The organism is Cupriavidus basilensis, from assembly GCF_000832305.1.
Lineage (GTDB): Bacteria > Pseudomonadota > Gammaproteobacteria > Burkholderiales > Burkholderiaceae > Cupriavidus > Cupriavidus basilensis_F.
Genome location: NZ_CP010536.1, coordinates 356,851 through 373,828, shown reverse-complemented (window position 1 = coordinate 373,828; position 16,978 = coordinate 356,851). Strand labels below are relative to the sequence as shown.

Annotated in this window: 13 protein-coding genes; 3 read left to right on the top strand and 10 right to left on the bottom strand. The window is 64.9% G+C overall.

Going from position 1 to position 16,978, the window contains the following annotated elements:
* Positions 1–24 precede the first annotated feature (24 nt).
* Genes RR42_RS01635 through RR42_RS01625 form a run of 3 tightly spaced genes read right to left on the bottom strand, consistent with a single transcriptional unit; the run spans position 25 to position 3,854 of the window.
* Positions 25–939: a branched-chain amino acid ABC transporter permease gene (locus RR42_RS01635; protein ID WP_043343258.1), complete on the bottom strand. Its 915-nt coding sequence runs from the start codon at positions 937–939 to the stop codon at positions 25–27.
* A gap of 24 nt (positions 940–963) precedes the next feature.
* Positions 964–1,869: an ABC transporter ATP-binding protein gene (locus RR42_RS01630; RefSeq protein WP_082054781.1), complete on the bottom strand. Its 906-nt coding sequence runs from the start codon at positions 1,867–1,869 to the stop codon at positions 964–966.
* Between the two features lie 14 nt (positions 1,870–1,883).
* Positions 1,884–3,854, bottom strand: coding sequence for an AMP-dependent synthetase/ligase (locus RR42_RS01625; protein ID WP_043343252.1), 1,971 nt, complete (start codon positions 3,852–3,854; stop codon positions 1,884–1,886).
* Positions 3,855–4,090: 236 nt separating this feature from the next.
* On the opposite strand from RR42_RS01625, the gene RR42_RS01620 reads away from it, so the two are divergent.
* Positions 4,091–4,759, top strand: a complete 669-nt coding sequence (locus RR42_RS01620; protein ID WP_043343249.1) for a Crp/Fnr family transcriptional regulator — start codon at positions 4,091–4,093, stop codon at positions 4,757–4,759.
* A gap of 58 nt (positions 4,760–4,817) precedes the next feature.
* Here RR42_RS01620 and RR42_RS01615 read toward each other — a convergent pair whose 3' ends face one another.
* Positions 4,818–6,362 carry a PAS domain-containing methyl-accepting chemotaxis protein gene (locus tag RR42_RS01615; RefSeq protein ID WP_043343246.1) on the bottom strand — a complete coding sequence of 515 codons (1,545 nt, stop codon included), beginning with the start codon at positions 6,360–6,362 and terminating at the stop codon, positions 4,818–4,820.
* 256 nt (positions 6,363–6,618) lie between these two features.
* Here RR42_RS01615 and RR42_RS40355 point away from each other — a divergent pair, with 256 nt between their 5' ends.
* The gene (locus RR42_RS40355) at positions 6,619–6,786 is read left to right on the top strand and encodes a hypothetical protein (RefSeq protein WP_158408258.1); all 168 of its coding nucleotides are present in this window, start codon (positions 6,619–6,621) and stop codon (positions 6,784–6,786) included.
* 37 nt (positions 6,787–6,823) lie between these two features.
* On the opposite strand, the gene RR42_RS01610 is transcribed toward RR42_RS40355, so the two are convergent.
* The 4 genes from RR42_RS01610 to RR42_RS01595 form a co-directional block, all read right to left on the bottom strand.
* On the bottom strand, positions 6,824–7,678 hold the full coding sequence (locus RR42_RS01610; protein WP_043343243.1) for a 3-hydroxybutyryl-CoA dehydrogenase: 855 nt from the start codon (positions 7,676–7,678) through the stop codon (positions 6,824–6,826).
* 72 nt (positions 7,679–7,750) lie between these two features.
* Entirely contained in the window at positions 7,751–8,185 is a 435-nt protein-coding gene (locus RR42_RS01605) for an HIT family protein (RefSeq protein WP_043351192.1), read from the bottom strand.
* Between the two features lie 111 nt (positions 8,186–8,296).
* Positions 8,297–11,605 (bottom strand): fused isobutyryl-CoA mutase/GTPase IcmF, encoded by a 3,309-nt coding sequence (icmF, locus tag RR42_RS01600; RefSeq protein WP_043343240.1) that lies wholly within the window; start codon positions 11,603–11,605, stop codon positions 8,297–8,299.
* A gap of 367 nt (positions 11,606–11,972) precedes the next feature.
* Positions 11,973–12,311 (bottom strand): DUF2917 domain-containing protein, encoded by a 339-nt coding sequence (locus tag RR42_RS01595; protein WP_043343238.1) that lies wholly within the window; start codon positions 12,309–12,311, stop codon positions 11,973–11,975.
* A gap of 183 nt (positions 12,312–12,494) precedes the next feature.
* On the opposite strand from RR42_RS01595, the gene RR42_RS01590 reads away from it, so the two are divergent.
* Positions 12,495–13,901 carry a PLP-dependent aminotransferase family protein gene (locus RR42_RS01590; RefSeq protein ID WP_043343234.1) on the top strand — a complete coding sequence of 469 codons (1,407 nt, stop codon included), beginning with the start codon at positions 12,495–12,497 and terminating at the stop codon, positions 13,899–13,901.
* 12 nt (positions 13,902–13,913) lie between these two features.
* Here the strand turns inward: RR42_RS01590 and RR42_RS01585 are convergent, their stop codons facing one another.
* Both RR42_RS01585 and RR42_RS01580 read right to left on the bottom strand, forming a co-directional pair.
* Positions 13,914–15,308, bottom strand: a complete 1,395-nt coding sequence (locus RR42_RS01585; protein WP_043343230.1) for an amino acid permease — start codon at positions 15,306–15,308, stop codon at positions 13,914–13,916.
* Between the two features lie 149 nt (positions 15,309–15,457).
* Complete coding sequence (locus tag RR42_RS01580; RefSeq protein ID WP_043343228.1) at positions 15,458–16,975, bottom strand: CoA-acylating methylmalonate-semialdehyde dehydrogenase; 1,518 nt, start codon at positions 16,973–16,975, stop codon at positions 15,458–15,460.
* Positions 16,976–16,978: the final 3 nt, after the last annotated feature.

Genomic DNA, 16,978 nt, shown 5'->3' with positions numbered 1-16,978 from the left:
TTTCTCTCCTGAGGCGCGGGCCGGTCAGACACGATCGATGTGTTTCTCACCGAACAGCCCCTCGGGCCGCACCAGCAGGAACAACAACGCAAACACATAGGGGAACCAGCCTTCGATGCCGCCGAAGTTGCCGCCAAACGCGGACTGGAACACGGGCGGGATATAGATCTCGGCCAGCTTCTCCGAAGCCCCGATGATCAGCCCGCCGACGATGGCGCCGGGCACCGAGGTAAAGCCGCCCAGGATCAGCACCGGCAACGCCTTCAACGCGGTCAGCGTCAGCGCAAACTGCACGCCATTGCGCGAGCCCCACAGCATGCCCGCCACCAGCGCCACGAAGCCCGCCACGCCCCAGACAATGGCCCAGATATGCTGCAGCGGAATCCCCAGCGACAGCGCCGCCTGGTGATCGTCCGCCACCGCGCGCAATGCACGGCCCACCTTGGTGTACTGGAAGAACAGCGCCAGCGTGCCCACCAGGATGCCGGCGATGCCCGCCGCCGCCAGGTCGAACCTGGATACCACGATATTGAAGCGCGTCAGAATGGCTTCGATGGGCTCGTCGACGATGCCAAGGTTGATCGGGCGCACTTCATTGCCGAACAACAACGGCCCCAGCCCCTCGAGGAAGAAAGACAGCCCGATGGTGGCCATGAACAGCGTGATGGGTGGCTGGTTCACCAGCTTGCGCAGCACCAGCCGTTCGGTGCTGATGCCGACCACCACCATCACGCCAAACGCGCCGATCACGGCCGCCCACATTGGCAGGCCCTTGTCCATCAGCCCCACCACCGCCAGCGCGGCAAAGTACACCATCGCGCCCTGCGCGAAGTTGAACACGCCCGATGCCTTGTAGATCAGCACGAACCCCAGTGCCACCAGCGAGTACATCAACCCCGACAATAAGCCGCCGATCAGGATTTCAAAGAAGAACGTCATGGTTGTCCTTGTCTTGCAGCTGCATCAGTGACCAGCGCCCAGATAGGCGCGAATCACATCCGGGTTGGCCTTCACCGCTTCCGGCGTGCCGTCGCCGATCTTCTTGCCGTAGTCCAGCACCACCACGCGGTCGGAGATGTCCATCACCACGCCCATGTCGTGCTCGATCAGCACGATGGTGGTGCCGAACTGATGGTTCACGTCCAGGATGAAGCGGCACATGTCCTGCTTCTCTTCCACGTTCATGCCGGCCATCGGCTCGTCGAGCAGCAGCATCGAAGGCTCGGCCGCCAGCGCGCGTGCCAGCTCCACGCGCTTTTGCAAGCCGTACGGCAGGCGCCCCACCGGCGTCTTGCGGATCGCCTGGATCTCGAGGAAATCGATCACCTCCTCGACCTTGCGCCGGTGCTGCATTTCCTCGTTGCGCGCCGGGCCCCACCACAGCGCGTTGGCCAGCAGGCCGCTGCGGAACCTGGTGTTGCGCCCGGTCATGATGTTGTCGAGCACGGTCATGCCCTTGAACAGCGCGATATTCTGGAAAGTGCGCGCGATGCCCTGGCGCGCCGCGGCGGTGGGATGCATCTTGCGCCGTTCCTCGCCACGAAACACGATGCGCCCTTGCTGCGGGTGGTAGACCCCGTTGATCACATTGAGCATCGAGCTCTTGCCCGCGCCGTTGGGGCCGATGATGGCGCGGATCTCATGCTCGCGCACGTCAAACGAGATATCGGTCAGCGCCTTCACGCCGCCGAAGGCCAACGAAATATTCTGCAGGTCGAGTATCACGTCGCCGGCCTGCCGCACCTGCGCATGCTCCATCTGAACCCCGCCGAGCGCTTGTGCTGTTGCCCCTGCCCCCGCGCTCGCGCCGCTCCACGCTGGCTGGCCATCGCCGCCGCGCCCCACGCCTTGCCATGCCATTTGCGTCATCCTCTCGCCCCTGCTCATGCTGCGCGCTTCGCGCCGGCGGTGGCCGGGGGGAAGCGCTTTACATCGACCAGCTTCAACGTGGCCGAAACGCTGCCTTCACGCCCGTCCTCGAACTTCACGCGCGTCTCGATGAACTGCTCCGGCTTGCCGGCGTACAGCGCTTCGACCAGCGACGCGTATTTCTCGGCGATATAGCCACGGCGCACCTTGCGCGTGCGGGTGAGCTCATCGTCGTCCGGATCGAGTTCCTTGTGCAGGATCAGGAAGCGCGACACCTGCGAGCCAGCCAGCATGGCATCGACGCAAAGGTCGGCATTCACTTGCTCGACGCATTCGCCGATCATGGCGATCACCTCTGGCTGCGCCGCCAGGTCGATGTAGCCCGCATAGGCCAGGTGGCGCCGCTCGGCCCAGTTGCCCACGGCATCGAAATCGATGTTGATGAACGCGCAGACGCTGTCGCGGCCGGTGCCGAACGCCACCGCCTCCTTGATATAGGGAAAGAACTTGAGCTTGTTCTCGATGTACTTGGGCGCGAACATGGCGCCGTCGGACAGCTTGCCCACGTCCTTCGCGCGATCGATGATCTTGAGGTGGCCGTCGGCGTCGATCACGCCGGCGTCGCCGGTCATGAAATAGCCTTGGTCGTTGATCGCCTCGCGGGTGGCATCGTCGCGCTTGTAGTAGGCCTTCAGCAAGCCCACGCCACGCACCAGCACTTCGCCGTTCTCGGCAATGCGGATCTCCATGCCCGGCGCGGCAGGCCCTACCGAATCGAACTTGACCTTGCCGTCCGGCTGCAGGCAGACATAGGCGCAGGTTTCGGTCTGGCCGTAGAACTGCTTGAGGTTGACGCCGATTGAGCGATAGAAGCGGAACAGGTCCGGGCCGATCGCCTCGCCCGCCGTGTAGCCCACGCGGATGCGGCTCATGCCGAGCACATTGCGCAGCGGCCCGAAGATCAGCGCCTCGCCTGCCGCGTAGCGCAGGCGCTCGGCCAGCGGCACCGGATTGCCGTCGAGGATGTCGGTGCCGCAGCGGCGCGCCACGCCCATGGCCCAGTGAAAGAGCTTACGCTTGATCCAGCCCGCATCTTCCATGCGGATCATCACCTGCGTGAGCAGGTTTTCATAGATGCGCGGTGGCGCGAAGTAATAGGTGGGGCCGATCTCGCGCAGGTCGGTCATCACCGTCTCGCGCGATTCCGGGCAGTTCACGGTAAAGCCCGCCACCATGGCCTGCGCGTACGAGAACAGGTTGTCACCCACCCATGCCATCGGCAGGTAGGACAGCACATCGTCACTTGCGCTCAGGCCATCGAACGCGCAGCCGTTGCGCGCAGCGCCGATCAGGCCGCGATGCGAGTGGCACACACCCTTGGGCTTGCCGGTGGTGCCGGAGGTGTAGAGGATGATGGCGGTATCGTCAGGCTCGCCCGCGGCAACGGCCGCATCGAAGTATCCTGGATTGGCACGATCGAACTCGCGGCCGATTTCCTGCAGGCGCTGGTAAGACATCAATGCAGGATGATCGTAGTCACGCAGCCCGCGCGGGTCTTCATAGATGATGTGGCGCACCTTGCGGCCCTGCGCGGCTAGCTGCTCCTCCACCTCCAGCAGCTTGTCCACCTGCTCCTGGTCCTCCACGATGGCGAAGTCGATCTCGGCATCGTTCAGCACATAGATCATCTCGCCGGCAATGGCATCCTGGTAGAGCGGCACCGGCACGCCGCCCATGGCCTGCGCCGCGCTCATGGCCCAGTACAGGCGCGGCCGGTTGTCGCCGACCACCGCCAGGTTCATGCCGCGGGCAAAGCCCAGGGCCGCCAGGCCGCACGCGAGCGCGCGCACCTCCTGCGCGGTCTGCGCCCAGCTATAGGTTTGCCAGATCCCGAGATCCTTCTCACGGTAAGCCGGGCTTTCCGGCCGCTGCTGCGCATGCGCGAGCAACAAGCGCGGGAAGGTCGTCGCCGACGGTTCCTGCATGGATGTCTCCTGTCCCTCCGGCGCGGGGATCCGCCACCGGTGCCAAGCCTGCTGCCGCTGGTTATACTTGGCCTGTTTTGCCCGGCGGTGTTCGTGCCGCGACGCAACAAGCCCGCCGCGCCTGTCCTGGCGCGCATTCGCGGTTCGTGGTGATCGTAAGATAGTCCATGCCATTTCCCCCGGTTGTCACGCCGATGACAATTCCGGGTTAATCCCTACGGGAAGGTTCCCAGGTCATGCTCAACGATTTCGTCGACCGCTGCGTGTGGGCAGCCGACCTCAGCGAAGCACAACGCGATATCGTCCGCCGCGCCATGTGCGTGCGCGAATATAGCCAGGGCGACTATGTCTGCCATAAAGGCGATAAGGCGGAACACTGGATGGGCGTGCTGGAAGGGATCGTCAAGATCACTACCGTATCGCCCTCCGGCAAATCGGTCACATTCACCGGCGTGCCCACGGGGGGCTGGTTTGGCGAAGGTGCCGTGCTCAAGGGCGAAATCCGCAAGTACGACGTGATGGCGCTGCGGCGCTCGCGCATTGCATTCCTGCCGCGCGAGACTTTTCAGTGGTTGCTGGATACCAGCTTGCCGTTCACGCGGTTCCTGCTGACGCAGTTCAACGAGCGGCTTGGACAATTCATTGCCGCCGTGGAATACGAGCGGCTGCTCGATATCGATTCGCGCGTGGCGCGCGCGGTGTCGTCGCTGTTCAATGAGCACCTGTACCCTGGCCTGGGGACCACGCTGGAAATCTCGCAGGAAGAAATCGGACTGCTGGCGGGCATATCGCGGCAGCGGGCCAACCAGGCGCTGAAGGTGCTGGAGCAGCAGGGACTGGTGAAGGTCGACTATGGCGTGATCGAGGTATTGGACCTGGAAGGGCTGCGGCAGTACGGCGAGTAGGGCCGCCACGCCCCTCGTGGCCGCCTTGCGGCCTGGCCCGAGGGGGCGTGGCGCGCAGTCAACGGAATACGCCGACCGCTTCCACCAACCGGTTGGCCTGCTGTTTCAGGCTCTGTGCGGCGGCCGCGCTCTGCTCCACCAGCGCCGCGTTTTGCTGGGTGATGCGGTCGAGGTCGCCGATGGCATCGCCAACCTGGCTGATGCCCGTGCTCTGCTCGGACGTAGCCAGGCTGATCTCGGCAATCAGGTCGGAGACGCGCCTGACCTGGGCCACGATATTGTCCATGGTCTGGCCGGCGTCGTTGACCAGTTGCGCCCCCGAGTCGACCTTTTCCACGCTGGCGCCGATCAGCGCCTTGATCTCCTTGGCCGCGCTGGCGCTGCGCTGCGCGAGCCCGCGCACCTCGCCGGCCACCACCGCGAAGCCCCTGCCCTCTTCCCCGGCCCGCGCGGCTTCCACCGCCGCATTCAGCGCAAGGATATTGGTCTGGAAGGCGATGCCGTCGATCACGCTGATGATGTCGGCGATCCGCTTCGAGCTGCTGCTGATTTCCTCCATGGTCGCCACCACCTGCGACATCGCCTTGCCACCCTTGGCCGCCTCGGTACTGGCGGAGCCGGACAACGCGTTTGCCTGGGCCGCGGTCTCGGCATTGCTCTTGACCGTGGCAGTCATCTGCGTCATCGACGACGCCGTATCCTGTACGTTGGATGCCGCCTGCTCGGTACGCACGCTCAGGTCGCTGTTGCCCTGCGCGATCTCGCTGCTTGCGCCCTGCACGTTCAGCACCTGCTCGCTCACGTCGTCGATCAGCCAGCGAAACATCAGGCCAAGCTGGCTGATCGTGCGCAGCGTCATGCCGATCTCGTCCACGCGGTCCATATGCTCGACCTGCTGGCTTTCGCCGGACGCCACGCGCAGGGCCTGCGCCATGACCCGCTCCAACGGCCGCGAGATCTGCGCCTCCAGCCAGCCGCAGACCAGCAGCAACATGACGGCGACGATGCCGCCCAGGCCAGCCAGCGGCATCCCGCTCATGCCAAGCGCCGCCGCACCAATGACCGAGGCCGGCAGCAAGGTTGCCAGGGCACCCCGGATGCGCCAGCGCACCGGCATGGTCTTGAAGGCCGACGCCCACCGCTTCCAGCCGCCCTGAATGATCAGGCCCTTGTGAAAACGCCGTTGGCCCGCACTACCCTCGTGGAAGTCCTGGTAGAGCCGCCCGGCGGCGTCAATCTCCTCGCGCGAGGGCTTGGTGCGCACCGACATGTATCCCACCGGCTTGCCGTTGCGCACTAGCGGCATGGCGTTGGCGCGTACCCAGTAATGGTCGCCGTCCTTGCGCCGGTTCTTCACCAGCGCCGTCCAGGGCTCGCCGCTCTTGAGCGTGGCCCACATATCGGCGAAGGCCTCGGCCGGCATATCGGGGTGCCGGACGATATTGTGGGGCTGGCCCCGGATTTCCTCGCGTGTGAAACCACTGACATCGACGAAGGCCGCATTGGCATAGGCAATGCGGCTCTCGGTGTCGGTGGTCGACATCAGCGTGGCGTTCTCGGGCAGTTCGTATTCGCGCTGCGAGACGGGTTGGTTGTTGCGCATAAAGATTCCCCATCGGTTTTCCAAAGCACGCGCGGCGCACAGGCAATGCCACGACTGCGGCGGCGCGTAGTGCATATCAGCGTTTACGGGAATGTCTTTACAAAGCTTTAGCGGTCTGGAGTGAATCAAGCCATTCATCTGGCTTTACTTTGATCGAAATTGATTTCACTCAGTATTTATCGGTTTTTTCGCCACGACAGGCTTGACATAATTTCAGTACGATCGTGCTATTAACTGAAAATTGATATGGGGATTCATGTTTGAAAAATTCAGGCAGGCAGCAAATAGTCAGGAACCGAAAAAGGCATATTTCATTGATCGCGACAGCGCTGCAGAACCCGGCAGGCCGGGGCGTTCGACAAACGAAAAAAAGCTGGCGGCGGATCGCTCCGCTGCCAGCTTTCTTGGTGCCCCCCGTCTGTGATGATGAAGGGGGCTTTCGGCCTTTTACTGCTTCAATGTCACTTGCTGTAGACGTACACACCGCGGCCGGTCTTGCGGCCGAGATAGCCCGCCGCCACCATTTCGCGCATCAGCATGGCCGGGCGGTACTTCGGGTCGGCAAATTCGGTGTACAGCACCTCCATCACCGCCAGCATCGTATCCAGGCCGATCATGTCAGCCAGCGCCAGCGGGCCGATCGGGTGGTTGCAACCCAGCTTCATGCCCTCATCGATTTCTTCCGGCGACGCCAGGCCTTCGCCCAGTACGCAGAACGCCTCATTGATCATCGGGCAGAGAATCCGGTTGACCACGAAGCCCGGGTTGTTCTTCACGGTGATCGGGTACTTGCCGAGGTTCTTCGACAGTTCTTCCACCAGCGCGTGCGTGGCATCGCTGGTCTGCAGGCCGCGGATCAGCTCCACCAGGGCCATCATCGGCACCGGGTTGAAGAAGTGCATGCCGATGAAGTTGCCCGGCCGGCTGGTGACGGCGGCCAGCTTGGTGATGGAGATCGACGAGGTGTTGGACGCAACGATCACGTCATCGCCGACGACGCCGTCGATCTGCTTGAGGATCTTGACCTTGAGGTCGAAGTTCTCGGTAGCGGCTTCGATCACGATGTCGGCGGCCTTGAGCGCGTCATAGGATGTGGAGCCCTTGATGCGCGCGAGTGCAGCGTCCTTGTCGGCTTCGCTGATCTTGTCTTTCTTGATCAGGCGATCCAGGCTGCTGCCCACGGTGGCGATGCCCTTGCTCACCGCTGCGTCGCTGATGTCCACCATCACTACGTCCAGGCCCACCACGGCGCACGCTTGCGCGATGCCGTTGCCCATGGTGCCGGCGCCTACGATGCCCACTGTCCTGATTCCCATCTTGTCTTCCTTGTTGCTGGTTGCTTGATTCTGGCGTGGCGCGCTGCAGTCACGGCGCACCGATGTATCTGGTCAGGCTTCGCGCAGCGCGGCGACGATGCGCTCGGCATGCTGGCTGAGGATTTCCGGATCCTGCATGTCGCTGCCGTGGCCGCGCAGGGTGCGCTCGGCGTAGCGCGGCACGATGTGGAAATGCACGTGCGGCACGGTCTGGCCCGCGGCGGCGCCGTTGAACTGGCCGATCGAGATGCCGTCCGGCGAGAAAGCGGCGCGCACCGCGCGGGCGACGCGCTTGGTGGTGCGGATGGCGGCTTCGGCGCCAGCATCGGAAAGGTCGAACAACTCGGCGGCGGGTTCCTTGGTCACGACCAGTACGTGGCCATCCGACTGCGGCATGATGTCCATGAAGGCCATGGTGTCGGCGTCTTCATATACCTTGTTGCAAGGCAATTCGCCACGCAGGATGCGGGCGAAGATATTGTTGGGATCGTACACGGTACTCCTGATTGGTCTTGGTCTTGATCTTCGCTGGCGCTCGCTGCCCGCAAGGCGACGCGGCTGGCGCAAGCGTCAAGTTTAACGCAGGGGCCTCGCACGAGACAGCCCCTGGCCGACGGATCACATATTGCGGCGGTACTGGCCTCCTACCTCAAACAATGCATGCGTGACCTGCCCGAGCGAGCACACGCGCACCGCGTCCATCAGCACCGCAAACACATTGCCGTTGTCGATCACAGCCTGGCGCAGCCGCTGCAGCATGGCCGGCGCCGCATCCGCATGACGGGCGTGGAAGTCCGCCAGCCGCGCAAGTTGCCCCTGCTTCTCCTCTTCGCTGGAACGCGCCAGTTCGAGCGATGGCGGCGCGGCGTCGCCATCGGGATTGCGGAACGTATTGACGCCGATGATGGGCAGCGTGCCGTCGTGCTTGCGCTGCTCGTAGTACAGCGACTCGTCCTGGATCTTGCCTCGCTGGTATCCCGTCTCCATCGCGCCGAGCACGCCGCCGCGCTCGGCGATGCGCTCGAACTCCTGCATCACCGCGTCTTCCACCAGGTCGGTCAGCTCATCGATCAGGAAGCTGCCCTGGTTGGGGTTCTCGCATCTGGCCACGCCCCACTCGCGGTTGATGATGAGCTGGATCGCCAGCGCACGGCGCACCGACTCGCCGGTGGGCGTGGTGATGGCTTCGTCGTACGCGTTGGTGTGCAGCGAGTTGCAGTTGTCGTAGATGGCGATCAGCGCTTGCAGCGTGGTGCGGATATCGTTGAAGTCGATCTCCTGCGCGTGCAGCGAGCGCCCGGAAGTCTGGATGTGGTACTTGAGCTTCTGGCTGCGTTCATTGGCGCCGTACTTGTCGCGCAGCGTCACCGCCCAGATGCGGCGCGCCACGCGGCCCAGCACGCTGTATTCCGGGTCCATGCCGTTGGAGAAGAAGAACGACAGGTTGGGCGCGAAGTCATCGATATGCATGCCGCGCGCCAGGTACGCCTCCACATAGGTGAAGCCGTTGGACAACGTGAACGCCAGTTGCGAGATCGGGTTCGCTCCCGCCTCCGCGATGTGATAGCCGGAGATCGACACCGAGTAGAAATTGCGCACCTGGTGATGGACAAAGTACGCCTGGATATCGCCCATCACCTTGAGCGAGAACTCGGTCGAGAAGATGCAGGTGTTCTGGCCCTGGTCTTCCTTGAGGATGTCGGCCTGCACCGTGCCGCGCACGTTCTGCAGCACCCACGCGCGGATCTTGCCTTGCTCGTCGACGGTGGGCTCGCGGTCGTTGTCGGCGCGGAACTTGTCGAACTGCTGGTCGATGGCGGTGTTCATGAACATCGCCAGGATAGTGGGCGCGGGCCCGTTGATGGTCATCGACACCGAGGTCGACGGGCTGGTGAGGTCGAAGCCGTCGTACAGCACCTTCATGTCGTCGAGCGTGGCGATCGACACGCCCGAGTTGCCAACCTTGCCGTAGATGTCCGGGCGGGTGTGCGGGTCCTCGCCGTACAGCGTGACCGAATCGAAGGCGGTGGACAGGCGCTTGGCGTCCATGCCCTCGGAAACCAGCTTGAAGCGGCGATTGGTGCGAAAGGCATCGCCCTCGCCGGCGAACATGCGGGTGGGGTCTTCGTTCTCGCGCTTGAAGGCGAACACGCCGGCGGTGTAGGGGAAGCTGCCAGGCACGTTCTCGCGCAGCAGCCACTTGAGCACTTCGCCGTCGTCCTCGAAGCGCGGCAGCACCACCTTGCGCACCGTGGTGCCGGACAAGGTGGTGGTGGTGAGCGTGGTGCGGATTTCCTTGTCGCGGATCTTCACCACGTATTCGTCGCCGCTGTAGGCCTTGCGCATCTGCGGCCACATCGCCAGCAGCTTGCGCTCCTGCGCGCCGAGCGCGGCGTCGCGCTCGGTGGCCAGAGCCTGCAGCGCTTCGCCCTGGTCTTCTTGACCGGAGGCCGCCAGCAGCATGCGGCGCGCCTCGCGCAGTTGCTGGCGCTCGCGCGCCAGCCGGCTCTGCGCATCCACGCGGCGATGATAAGCGCGCACCGTGTCGGCGATCTCCGCCAGGTAGCGGTTGCGCGCCGGCGGGACGATCACGTTCTGGCCGGTGGAGACACGTCCGCTCAACTGCGGCAGCACACCGGCCGGCGCACGCATGCCGCGCGCGCACAGCGCTTCGCGCAGGCCCTGGTAGAGCATGGTCACGCCGTCGTCGTTGAAGCGCGACGCCTGGGTGCCGTACACCGGCATCTCCTCGGGCTTGGCATGCCACTGCTCGCGGTTGCGCTGCACCTGCTTGGCCACGTCGCGCCACGCGTCCTGCGCGCCCTTGCGGTCGAACTTGTTGATGGCGACAAAATCGGCGAAGTCCAGCATGTCGATCTTCTCGAGCTGGCTGGCGGCGCCGAACTCAGGCGTCATCACGTAGAGCGACAGGTCCACGTGCGCAACGATGGCGGCGTCTCCCTGCCCGATGCCCGAGGTCTCGACGATGATCAGGTCGAAGCCGGCCACCTTGCAGGCCGCCAGCACATCGGGCAGCGCCCGCGAGATCTCCGAGCCGGCCTCGCGCGTGGCCATCGAGCGCATGAAGATGTGCGGATGGTTGATCGCGTTCATGCGGATGCGGTCGCCCAGCAGCGCACCGCCGGACTTGCGGCGCGACGGGTCGATCGAGATCACCGCGATGGACAACGCATCGCGCTGGTCCAGCCGGATGCGGCGGATCAGCTCATCGGTCAGCGAGGATTTGCCCGCGCCGCCCGTGCCGGTGATGCCGAGCACGGGCGTCTTCACCGTGGCCGCCTCGGCGCGCAGGGTGTCGGCCAGCGCGGGATCCGCCTTGCCGTTTTCCAGCGCCGTGATCAGCTGCGCGAGCGCGCGGCGGTCGCCGCCTTTCATCGCATCGAGCGTGGCGGGGGCGTAGCGCGCCAGGTCGATATCGCAGCGCTGCACCATGTCGGCGATCATGCCCGCCAGGCCCAGGCGCTGGCCGTCCTCCGGGCTGAAGATCCGTGCCACGCCGTAGGCTTGCAGCTCGCGGATCTCGTCCGCCACGATCACGCCGCCACCGCCGCCGAACAACTGGATGTGCTCGCCGCCGCGCCGGCGCAGCAGGTCCACCATGTACTTGAAATACTCGACGTGGCCGCCCTGGTAACTGGAGATGGCGATGCCCTGCACGTCTTCCTGCAAGGCCGCGCTGACCACTTCTTCCACCGAGCGGTTATGCCCGAGATGGATCACCTCGCAGCCCGAGGACTGCAGGATGCGCCGCATGATGTTGATGGAAGCGTCGTGACCGTCGAACAGCGAGGCCGCGGTGACAAAGCGCACCTTGTTGACGGGCCCTTTCGGTCCCTGCGCCTGATGGGGAGCGCCAGGTTGAGCGCCAGGTTGAGCGCCCTTCTGCACATCGGAAAGATCGGTCATTGTCTCCACCACGTTCGGTGTTCTGGCTGGTCGCATGACATCCATGGCTGCCGCTCTGGAGGCGGCTCGGATCTGACACGCGAGCGGTCTGGCTGGTGCCGGCGCAACGGCTTGATTATATGACGTTTACGTTAACGGCAATCACTCCACGGCAGCGCTGAATGCCGCGCGGCGCGGCCAGCCATATGAACATCCTCGCATAGTTGGCGCGACAATGTGGAGGGAGGGAGCGAGGCATCGAGGGAGTTCGATGCCGGCAAACGGCATTCTGGAGAGCGCACGACCAGACACTTGGCCAGGCTTCTACCAATACGGATGGGAGTGGGATGATCGGACACGCGCTGCGCGCGGTCCGGCCGAGATCCTCTCAGAGGCCCGGTTCCGGGCACTGGCCGGCACCGGAGGCACGGCGCTCGCCAAAGCGGCGCTTCAGCGCACTCGCCAGCCCGCCCAGCCAGCGCCACGACGACGGGGCCGGCGTCTCGGCCAGCGTGAAGCGCGCGCCCTCGCTTTCGCCGGACAACCATACCCGGGCGCCGGCAGGCAGCGCAAAGACGGCCCCCGGCAGCAGCCAGATGTCCGCGTGGTGGCCTTCCACCGTGAGCCAGAGGCGGCCTTCGACCGCCTTCACGCGCTGCCCTTCGCGGGCGCGCCAGCTCACCGGCTGGCCCGGTTCATCGAATTCGAAGATCCTTAGTTCGCGCATTTCATCACTCCTGTTCTGCATGGCGGCCATGTCTGCCGTGCCCACCGGCCCAGCCAGTGCTGGCACTTCCACCGCATGCCTTCCATTATTCACAGCGCAAACTACAATCCCATGAACAGTTGCGAACAGTTTGACATGAACTGTTCAGTAGTTTTTCCTGACACTTTCCCCTGCACCCTGCCGATGAAGCTGACCCTCGTTCCCGCCACCGGCGTGCCCCTGACCGACCAGATCGTCAACGAGGTCAAGACCTGGATCAGCGCGCGCGAGGTGCGCCCCGGCGCGCGCCTGCCGTCGATCCGGCAGCTCGCGGCGGAGCATGGCATCAGCCGTTTTCCGGTGATCGAAGCCTATGACAGGCTGGTATCGCAGGGCCTGCTCGATTCCCGCCACGGGTCGGGCTTCTTCGTCGCGGACAGCCCGCTGCTGGCGCGCGGCGCCCAAGGCTGGTCGGACCCGCGTCTGGCGGAGGATTTGTCGGACCATATCCTGGAGCAGTTCAACCATCCCAGCGCCACGCTCAAGCTGGCGGGCGGCTTCGTGCCCGAGAGCTGGCGCGACGTGGAAGGGCTGACCCAGGCCATCCGCCAGGTCTCGCGCAACGACATCAACAGCGTGATCCACTACGCCACGCCGATGGGCAGCCCGGAGCTGCGCCAGCATGTGCTGACCCGCGTGCGGCAGCTCGGCATCGCAGCGGAGCTGCCGCAGGTGCTGATCACCACGGGCGCCAGCCAGGCGCTGGACCTGGTGGTGCGGCGCCTGCTCAAGCCGGGCGATACGGTGTTCGTGGAGGATCCTGGCTACTACAACCTGTTCGGCCTGCTGCGCCTGCACGGGGTGCGGCTGGTGGGGGTGCCGCAAACCCGCAACGGCCCCGACCCGGACGCCGCCGAAGCGCTGCTGCGCGAGCACAAGCCCAAGCTGTTCTTCACCAACAGCGTGCTGCAGAACCCGACCGGCTCGACCCTCTCACCGCCGGTGGCGTTCCGCCTGCTGGAGCTGGCGCGCCGGCATGGCTTTCGTTTTGTCGAAGACGATATCTTCTCGGACTTCCAGACCAACTACACCGACCGGCTGGCCACGCTGGACCAGCTCGAACACGTGATCTACATCGGCGGCTTTTCCAAGACGGTGTCAGCCTCGCTGCGGGTCGGCTACCTGGTGGCCGACAAGGCGCTGGTGAAGGACCTGGTGGATGTGAAGGTGCTAACCAGCGTCGCGGGCTCGCATTTCGCGGAGAGCGTGACGGCCGCGCTGCTGGAGCGCGGCGCCTACCGCAAATACATGGAGCGGCTGCGGCTGCGGGTTCGCCAGGCCACCGCACGCGCGGTGCGGCACCTGGGCGACGCCGGCTGGGAAGTGTACTGCGAGCCGGCGGGCGGCAATTTCCTGTGGGCTCGTACGCGCGGGATCGAGGATTCGCGCGAGCTGGTGACCCTGGCCGAGCAGCATGGGGTGACGCTGGCGCCCGGCAATTACTTCCGGCCGGGCGGCGAGGATTCGGCCTGGATCCGCATCAACTCCGCCTTTGTCGAGGAGCCGCGCGCGCTGGCCTTCCTGCAGGAAGCCGGCGCGCGCGAACGGTAAGCGCAGGCGGCGTCAGGCGCCGCCGTGCAGCACCGCGTTGCGGCGCGCGTAAAGGAAGTAGATCGCCAGGCCAATCGCCAGCCACGCCAGGAACGCCACCCACGTCAGGGCCTGCAGGTGCGCCATCAGGAACAGGCAAAAGCCCACCGACAGCAGCGGCACCACCGGCACCCCCGGGCAGCGGAAGGCGCGCGGCAGGTCAGGCCGCGTCTTGCGCAGCACCAGCACCGCCACCGAGATCAGCGTGAAGGCAGACAGCGTGCCGATATTGATCAGCTCCGCCAGCACATTGAGCGGCACGAAAGCCGCGATGAAGGCAAACACGATGCCCACCGTCCACGTGGCGAAGAACGGCGTGGCATGCACCGGGTGCACCGTCGAGAGCCGCTCCGGCAGCAGCCCGTCGCGCGACATGGCAAAGATGATGCGGGTCTGGCCGAAGGTCATCACCAGGATCACCGTGGTCATGCCCAGGATGGCGCCGAGATCAACGAATCCGGCCACCCAGTTCTCGCCCGCGTACTGCAGCGCCAGCGATACCGGATGATCGATGCCCGCGAACTTGGCGAAGGGCACGATGCCGGTCATGATGGCCGCCACCGTCACGTACAGCACGGTGCAGACCGCCAGCGAGCCGATGATGCCGATCGGCAGGTCGCGGCGCGGGTTGCGCACTTCCTCGGCCGCCGATGTCACCGCGTCGAAGCCGATAAAAGCGAAGAACACCAGCGCGGCCGCATTGAAGACGCCGTCCAGCCCGAACGGCGCGAACGGATGCCAGTTGGCCGGCTTGACGTGCCACACGCCCACCCCGATAAAGAGCAGCACCACGGCAATCTTGACGGCCACCATCACGTTGTTCAGGCGCGCCGACTCGCGCACGCCATAGGACACGACCCAGGTGATCAGCAGCATGATCACGGCAGCCGGCAGGTTGAACAGCGTCTGCACGCCCGGCACGGCACCGGGTGCGGCGGTAAGCATGGCCGGCAGGTGAATGCCGAAGCCCGCCATCAGCGACTGGAAATAGCCCGACCAGCCCACCGACACCGCCGAGGTCGCAAGACCATATTCAAGCAGCAGATCCCAGCCGATCATCCACGCCACGATCTCGCCAAGCGTGGCGTAGCTATAGGTGTAGATGGAGCCGGAGACGGGGATCGCGGACGCGAACTCGGCGTAGCAGAGCGCGGCAAACCCGCAGGCGAGCGCGGCGATCACGAAGGAGACGGTCAGCGCCGGGCCCGCCGTGAGCGCGCCGGTGCCCGTCAGCACGAAGATGCCGGTGCCGATGATGGCGCCAATGCCCATCAGGATCAGGTCGACGGGGCCGAGCACCTTTTTCAGCCCGTCATCGCGTGCGGCGGCCAGCATGGCCTCGATGTTCTTGGTGCGGAACAGACTCATCGGTGGGTACCCCTGGCGCGCTGGGCGGCTTTGAAAAGCGGCGTATTTTAGCGCGATGGGGCGGACGGATTCGTCACTTTTGGGTTGCTCGCTGTTTCTTTGAGCGGCAACAGCCAAAACACCCCATCATCCATTCAACGCCAGAACCCTCACTTAGCCACCGGCATCGTAAATTCCGCCCCCTTCCCGATACTGTCCGGCCAGCGCTGCATGATGCTCTTGTACCGCGTGTAAAAGCGAATGCCTTCCTCGCCATAAGCATGATGATCGCCAAACAACGAGCGCTTCCACCCGCCGAACGAATGCCATGCCATCGGCACCGGGATCGGCACGTTGATGCCCACCATGCCCACCTGGATCTGGCGCGAGAACGCACGTGCCACGCCGCCATCGCTGGTGTAGCAGGACACGCCGTTGCCGTACTCGTGGCCGTTGATCAGGTCCACTGCTTCGGCAAGGTCATGCACGCGCACCACCGACAGCACAGGGCCGAAGATCTCTTCCTTGTAGATGGTCATGTCCGGCGTGACGTTGTCGAACAGCGTGCCACCCACGTAGAAGCCGTTCTCGTGCCCGTCGACCTTGTGGCCGCGGCCATCGGTCACCAGCTTGGCGCCCTCTTCCACGCCCTTGGCGATGTAACCTTCTACCTTGGCCTTGTGCGCGGCGGTCACCAGCGGGCCCATCTCGGCATCGTCTTGCATGCCGTTGCGGATCTTCAGCGACCGCGCGCGTTCGGCCAGGCGCGGCACCAGCTTGTCGGCGACATCGCCCACCGCCACGGCCACCGAGATGGCCATGCAGCGCTCGCCGGCCGAGCCATAGGCAGCACCGATCAGCGCGTCCACGGCCTGGTCGAGGTCGGCGTCAGGCATCACCACCAGGTGGTTCTTTGCACCGCCCAGGGCCTGCACACGCTTGCCGCGCCTGGTGCCTTCGGTGTAGATGTACTCAGCGATCGGCGTGGAGCCGACGAAGGACAGCGCCTGCACGTCCTTGTGCGCCAGCAGCGCGTCGACGGCTTCCTTGCCGCCTTGCACCACGTTGAACACGCCATCCGGCAGGCCGGCCTGCTTGAGCAGGTCGGCAATCAGCAGCGAGGGCGAGGGATCGCGCTCGGACGGCTTGAGCACGAAGGTATTGCCGCAGGCCAGCGCCACCGGGAACATCCACATCGGCACCATCACCGGGAAGTTGAACGGCGTGATGCCGGCCACCACGCCCAGCGGCTGGCGCAGGTTCCAGTTGTCGATGCCGCCGCCAATGTTGTCGGTGAAGTCGGTCTTGAGCAGGTTGGGAATGCCGCAGGCAAACTCAACGATCTCCACGCCGCGGGTGACTTCGCCCTTGGCATCCGAGAACACCTTGCCGTGCTCGCGCGTGATCAGCGCGGCGAGGTCGTCATGGTGGCGGTCGAGCAGTTCCTTGAACTTGAACAGGATGCGCGCGCGCTTGAGCGGCGCGGTCTCGGACCAGGCCGGGAACGCGGCGTGGGCCGCAGCCACGGCGGCATCCACGTCCTGCGCCGAGCCGAGCGCCACGCGCCCGGCAACGGCGCCCGTGGCCGGGTTGAAGACGTCGGCAAACCGGTCCGACGAGGCGGCGCGCACGGTCCCGCCAATGTAGTGCGCAATGTCGGCGATCTGCCGGTTCTCTGCGATGTTCACGTC

What these genes read in the sequence shown, in the direction of transcription:
- RR42_RS01620 (WP_043343249.1), top strand. Translation starts at nt 4,091, where the DNA reads ATGCTCAACGATTTCGTCGACCGCTGCGTGTGGGCAGCCGACCTCAGC.
- RR42_RS01585 (WP_043343230.1), bottom strand. Translation starts at nt 15,308, where the DNA reads ATGAGTCTGTTCCGCACCAAGAACATCGAGGCCATGCTGGCCGCCGCA.
- RR42_RS40355 (WP_158408258.1), top strand. Translation starts at nt 6,619, where the DNA reads ATGTTTGAAAAATTCAGGCAGGCAGCAAATAGTCAGGAACCGAAAAAG.
- RR42_RS01635 (WP_043343258.1), bottom strand. Translation starts at nt 939, where the DNA reads ATGACGTTCTTCTTTGAAATCCTGATCGGCGGCTTATTGTCGGGGTTG.
- RR42_RS01595 (WP_043343238.1), bottom strand. Translation starts at nt 12,311, where the DNA reads ATGCGCGAACTAAGGATCTTCGAATTCGATGAACCGGGCCAGCCGGTG.
- RR42_RS01615 (WP_043343246.1), bottom strand. Translation starts at nt 6,362, where the DNA reads ATGCGCAACAACCAACCCGTCTCGCAGCGCGAATACGAACTGCCCGAG.
- RR42_RS01625 (WP_043343252.1), bottom strand. Translation starts at nt 3,854, where the DNA reads ATGCAGGAACCGTCGGCGACGACCTTCCCGCGCTTGTTGCTCGCGCAT.
- RR42_RS01590 (WP_043343234.1), top strand. Translation starts at nt 12,495, where the DNA reads ATGAAGCTGACCCTCGTTCCCGCCACCGGCGTGCCCCTGACCGACCAG.
- RR42_RS01630 (WP_082054781.1), bottom strand. Translation starts at nt 1,869, where the DNA reads ATGACGCAAATGGCATGGCAAGGCGTGGGGCGCGGCGGCGATGGCCAG.
- icmF (WP_043343240.1), bottom strand. Translation starts at nt 11,605, where the DNA reads ATGACCGATCTTTCCGATGTGCAGAAGGGCGCTCAACCTGGCGCTCAA.
- RR42_RS01610 (WP_043343243.1), bottom strand. Translation starts at nt 7,678, where the DNA reads ATGGGAATCAGGACAGTGGGCATCGTAGGCGCCGGCACCATGGGCAAC.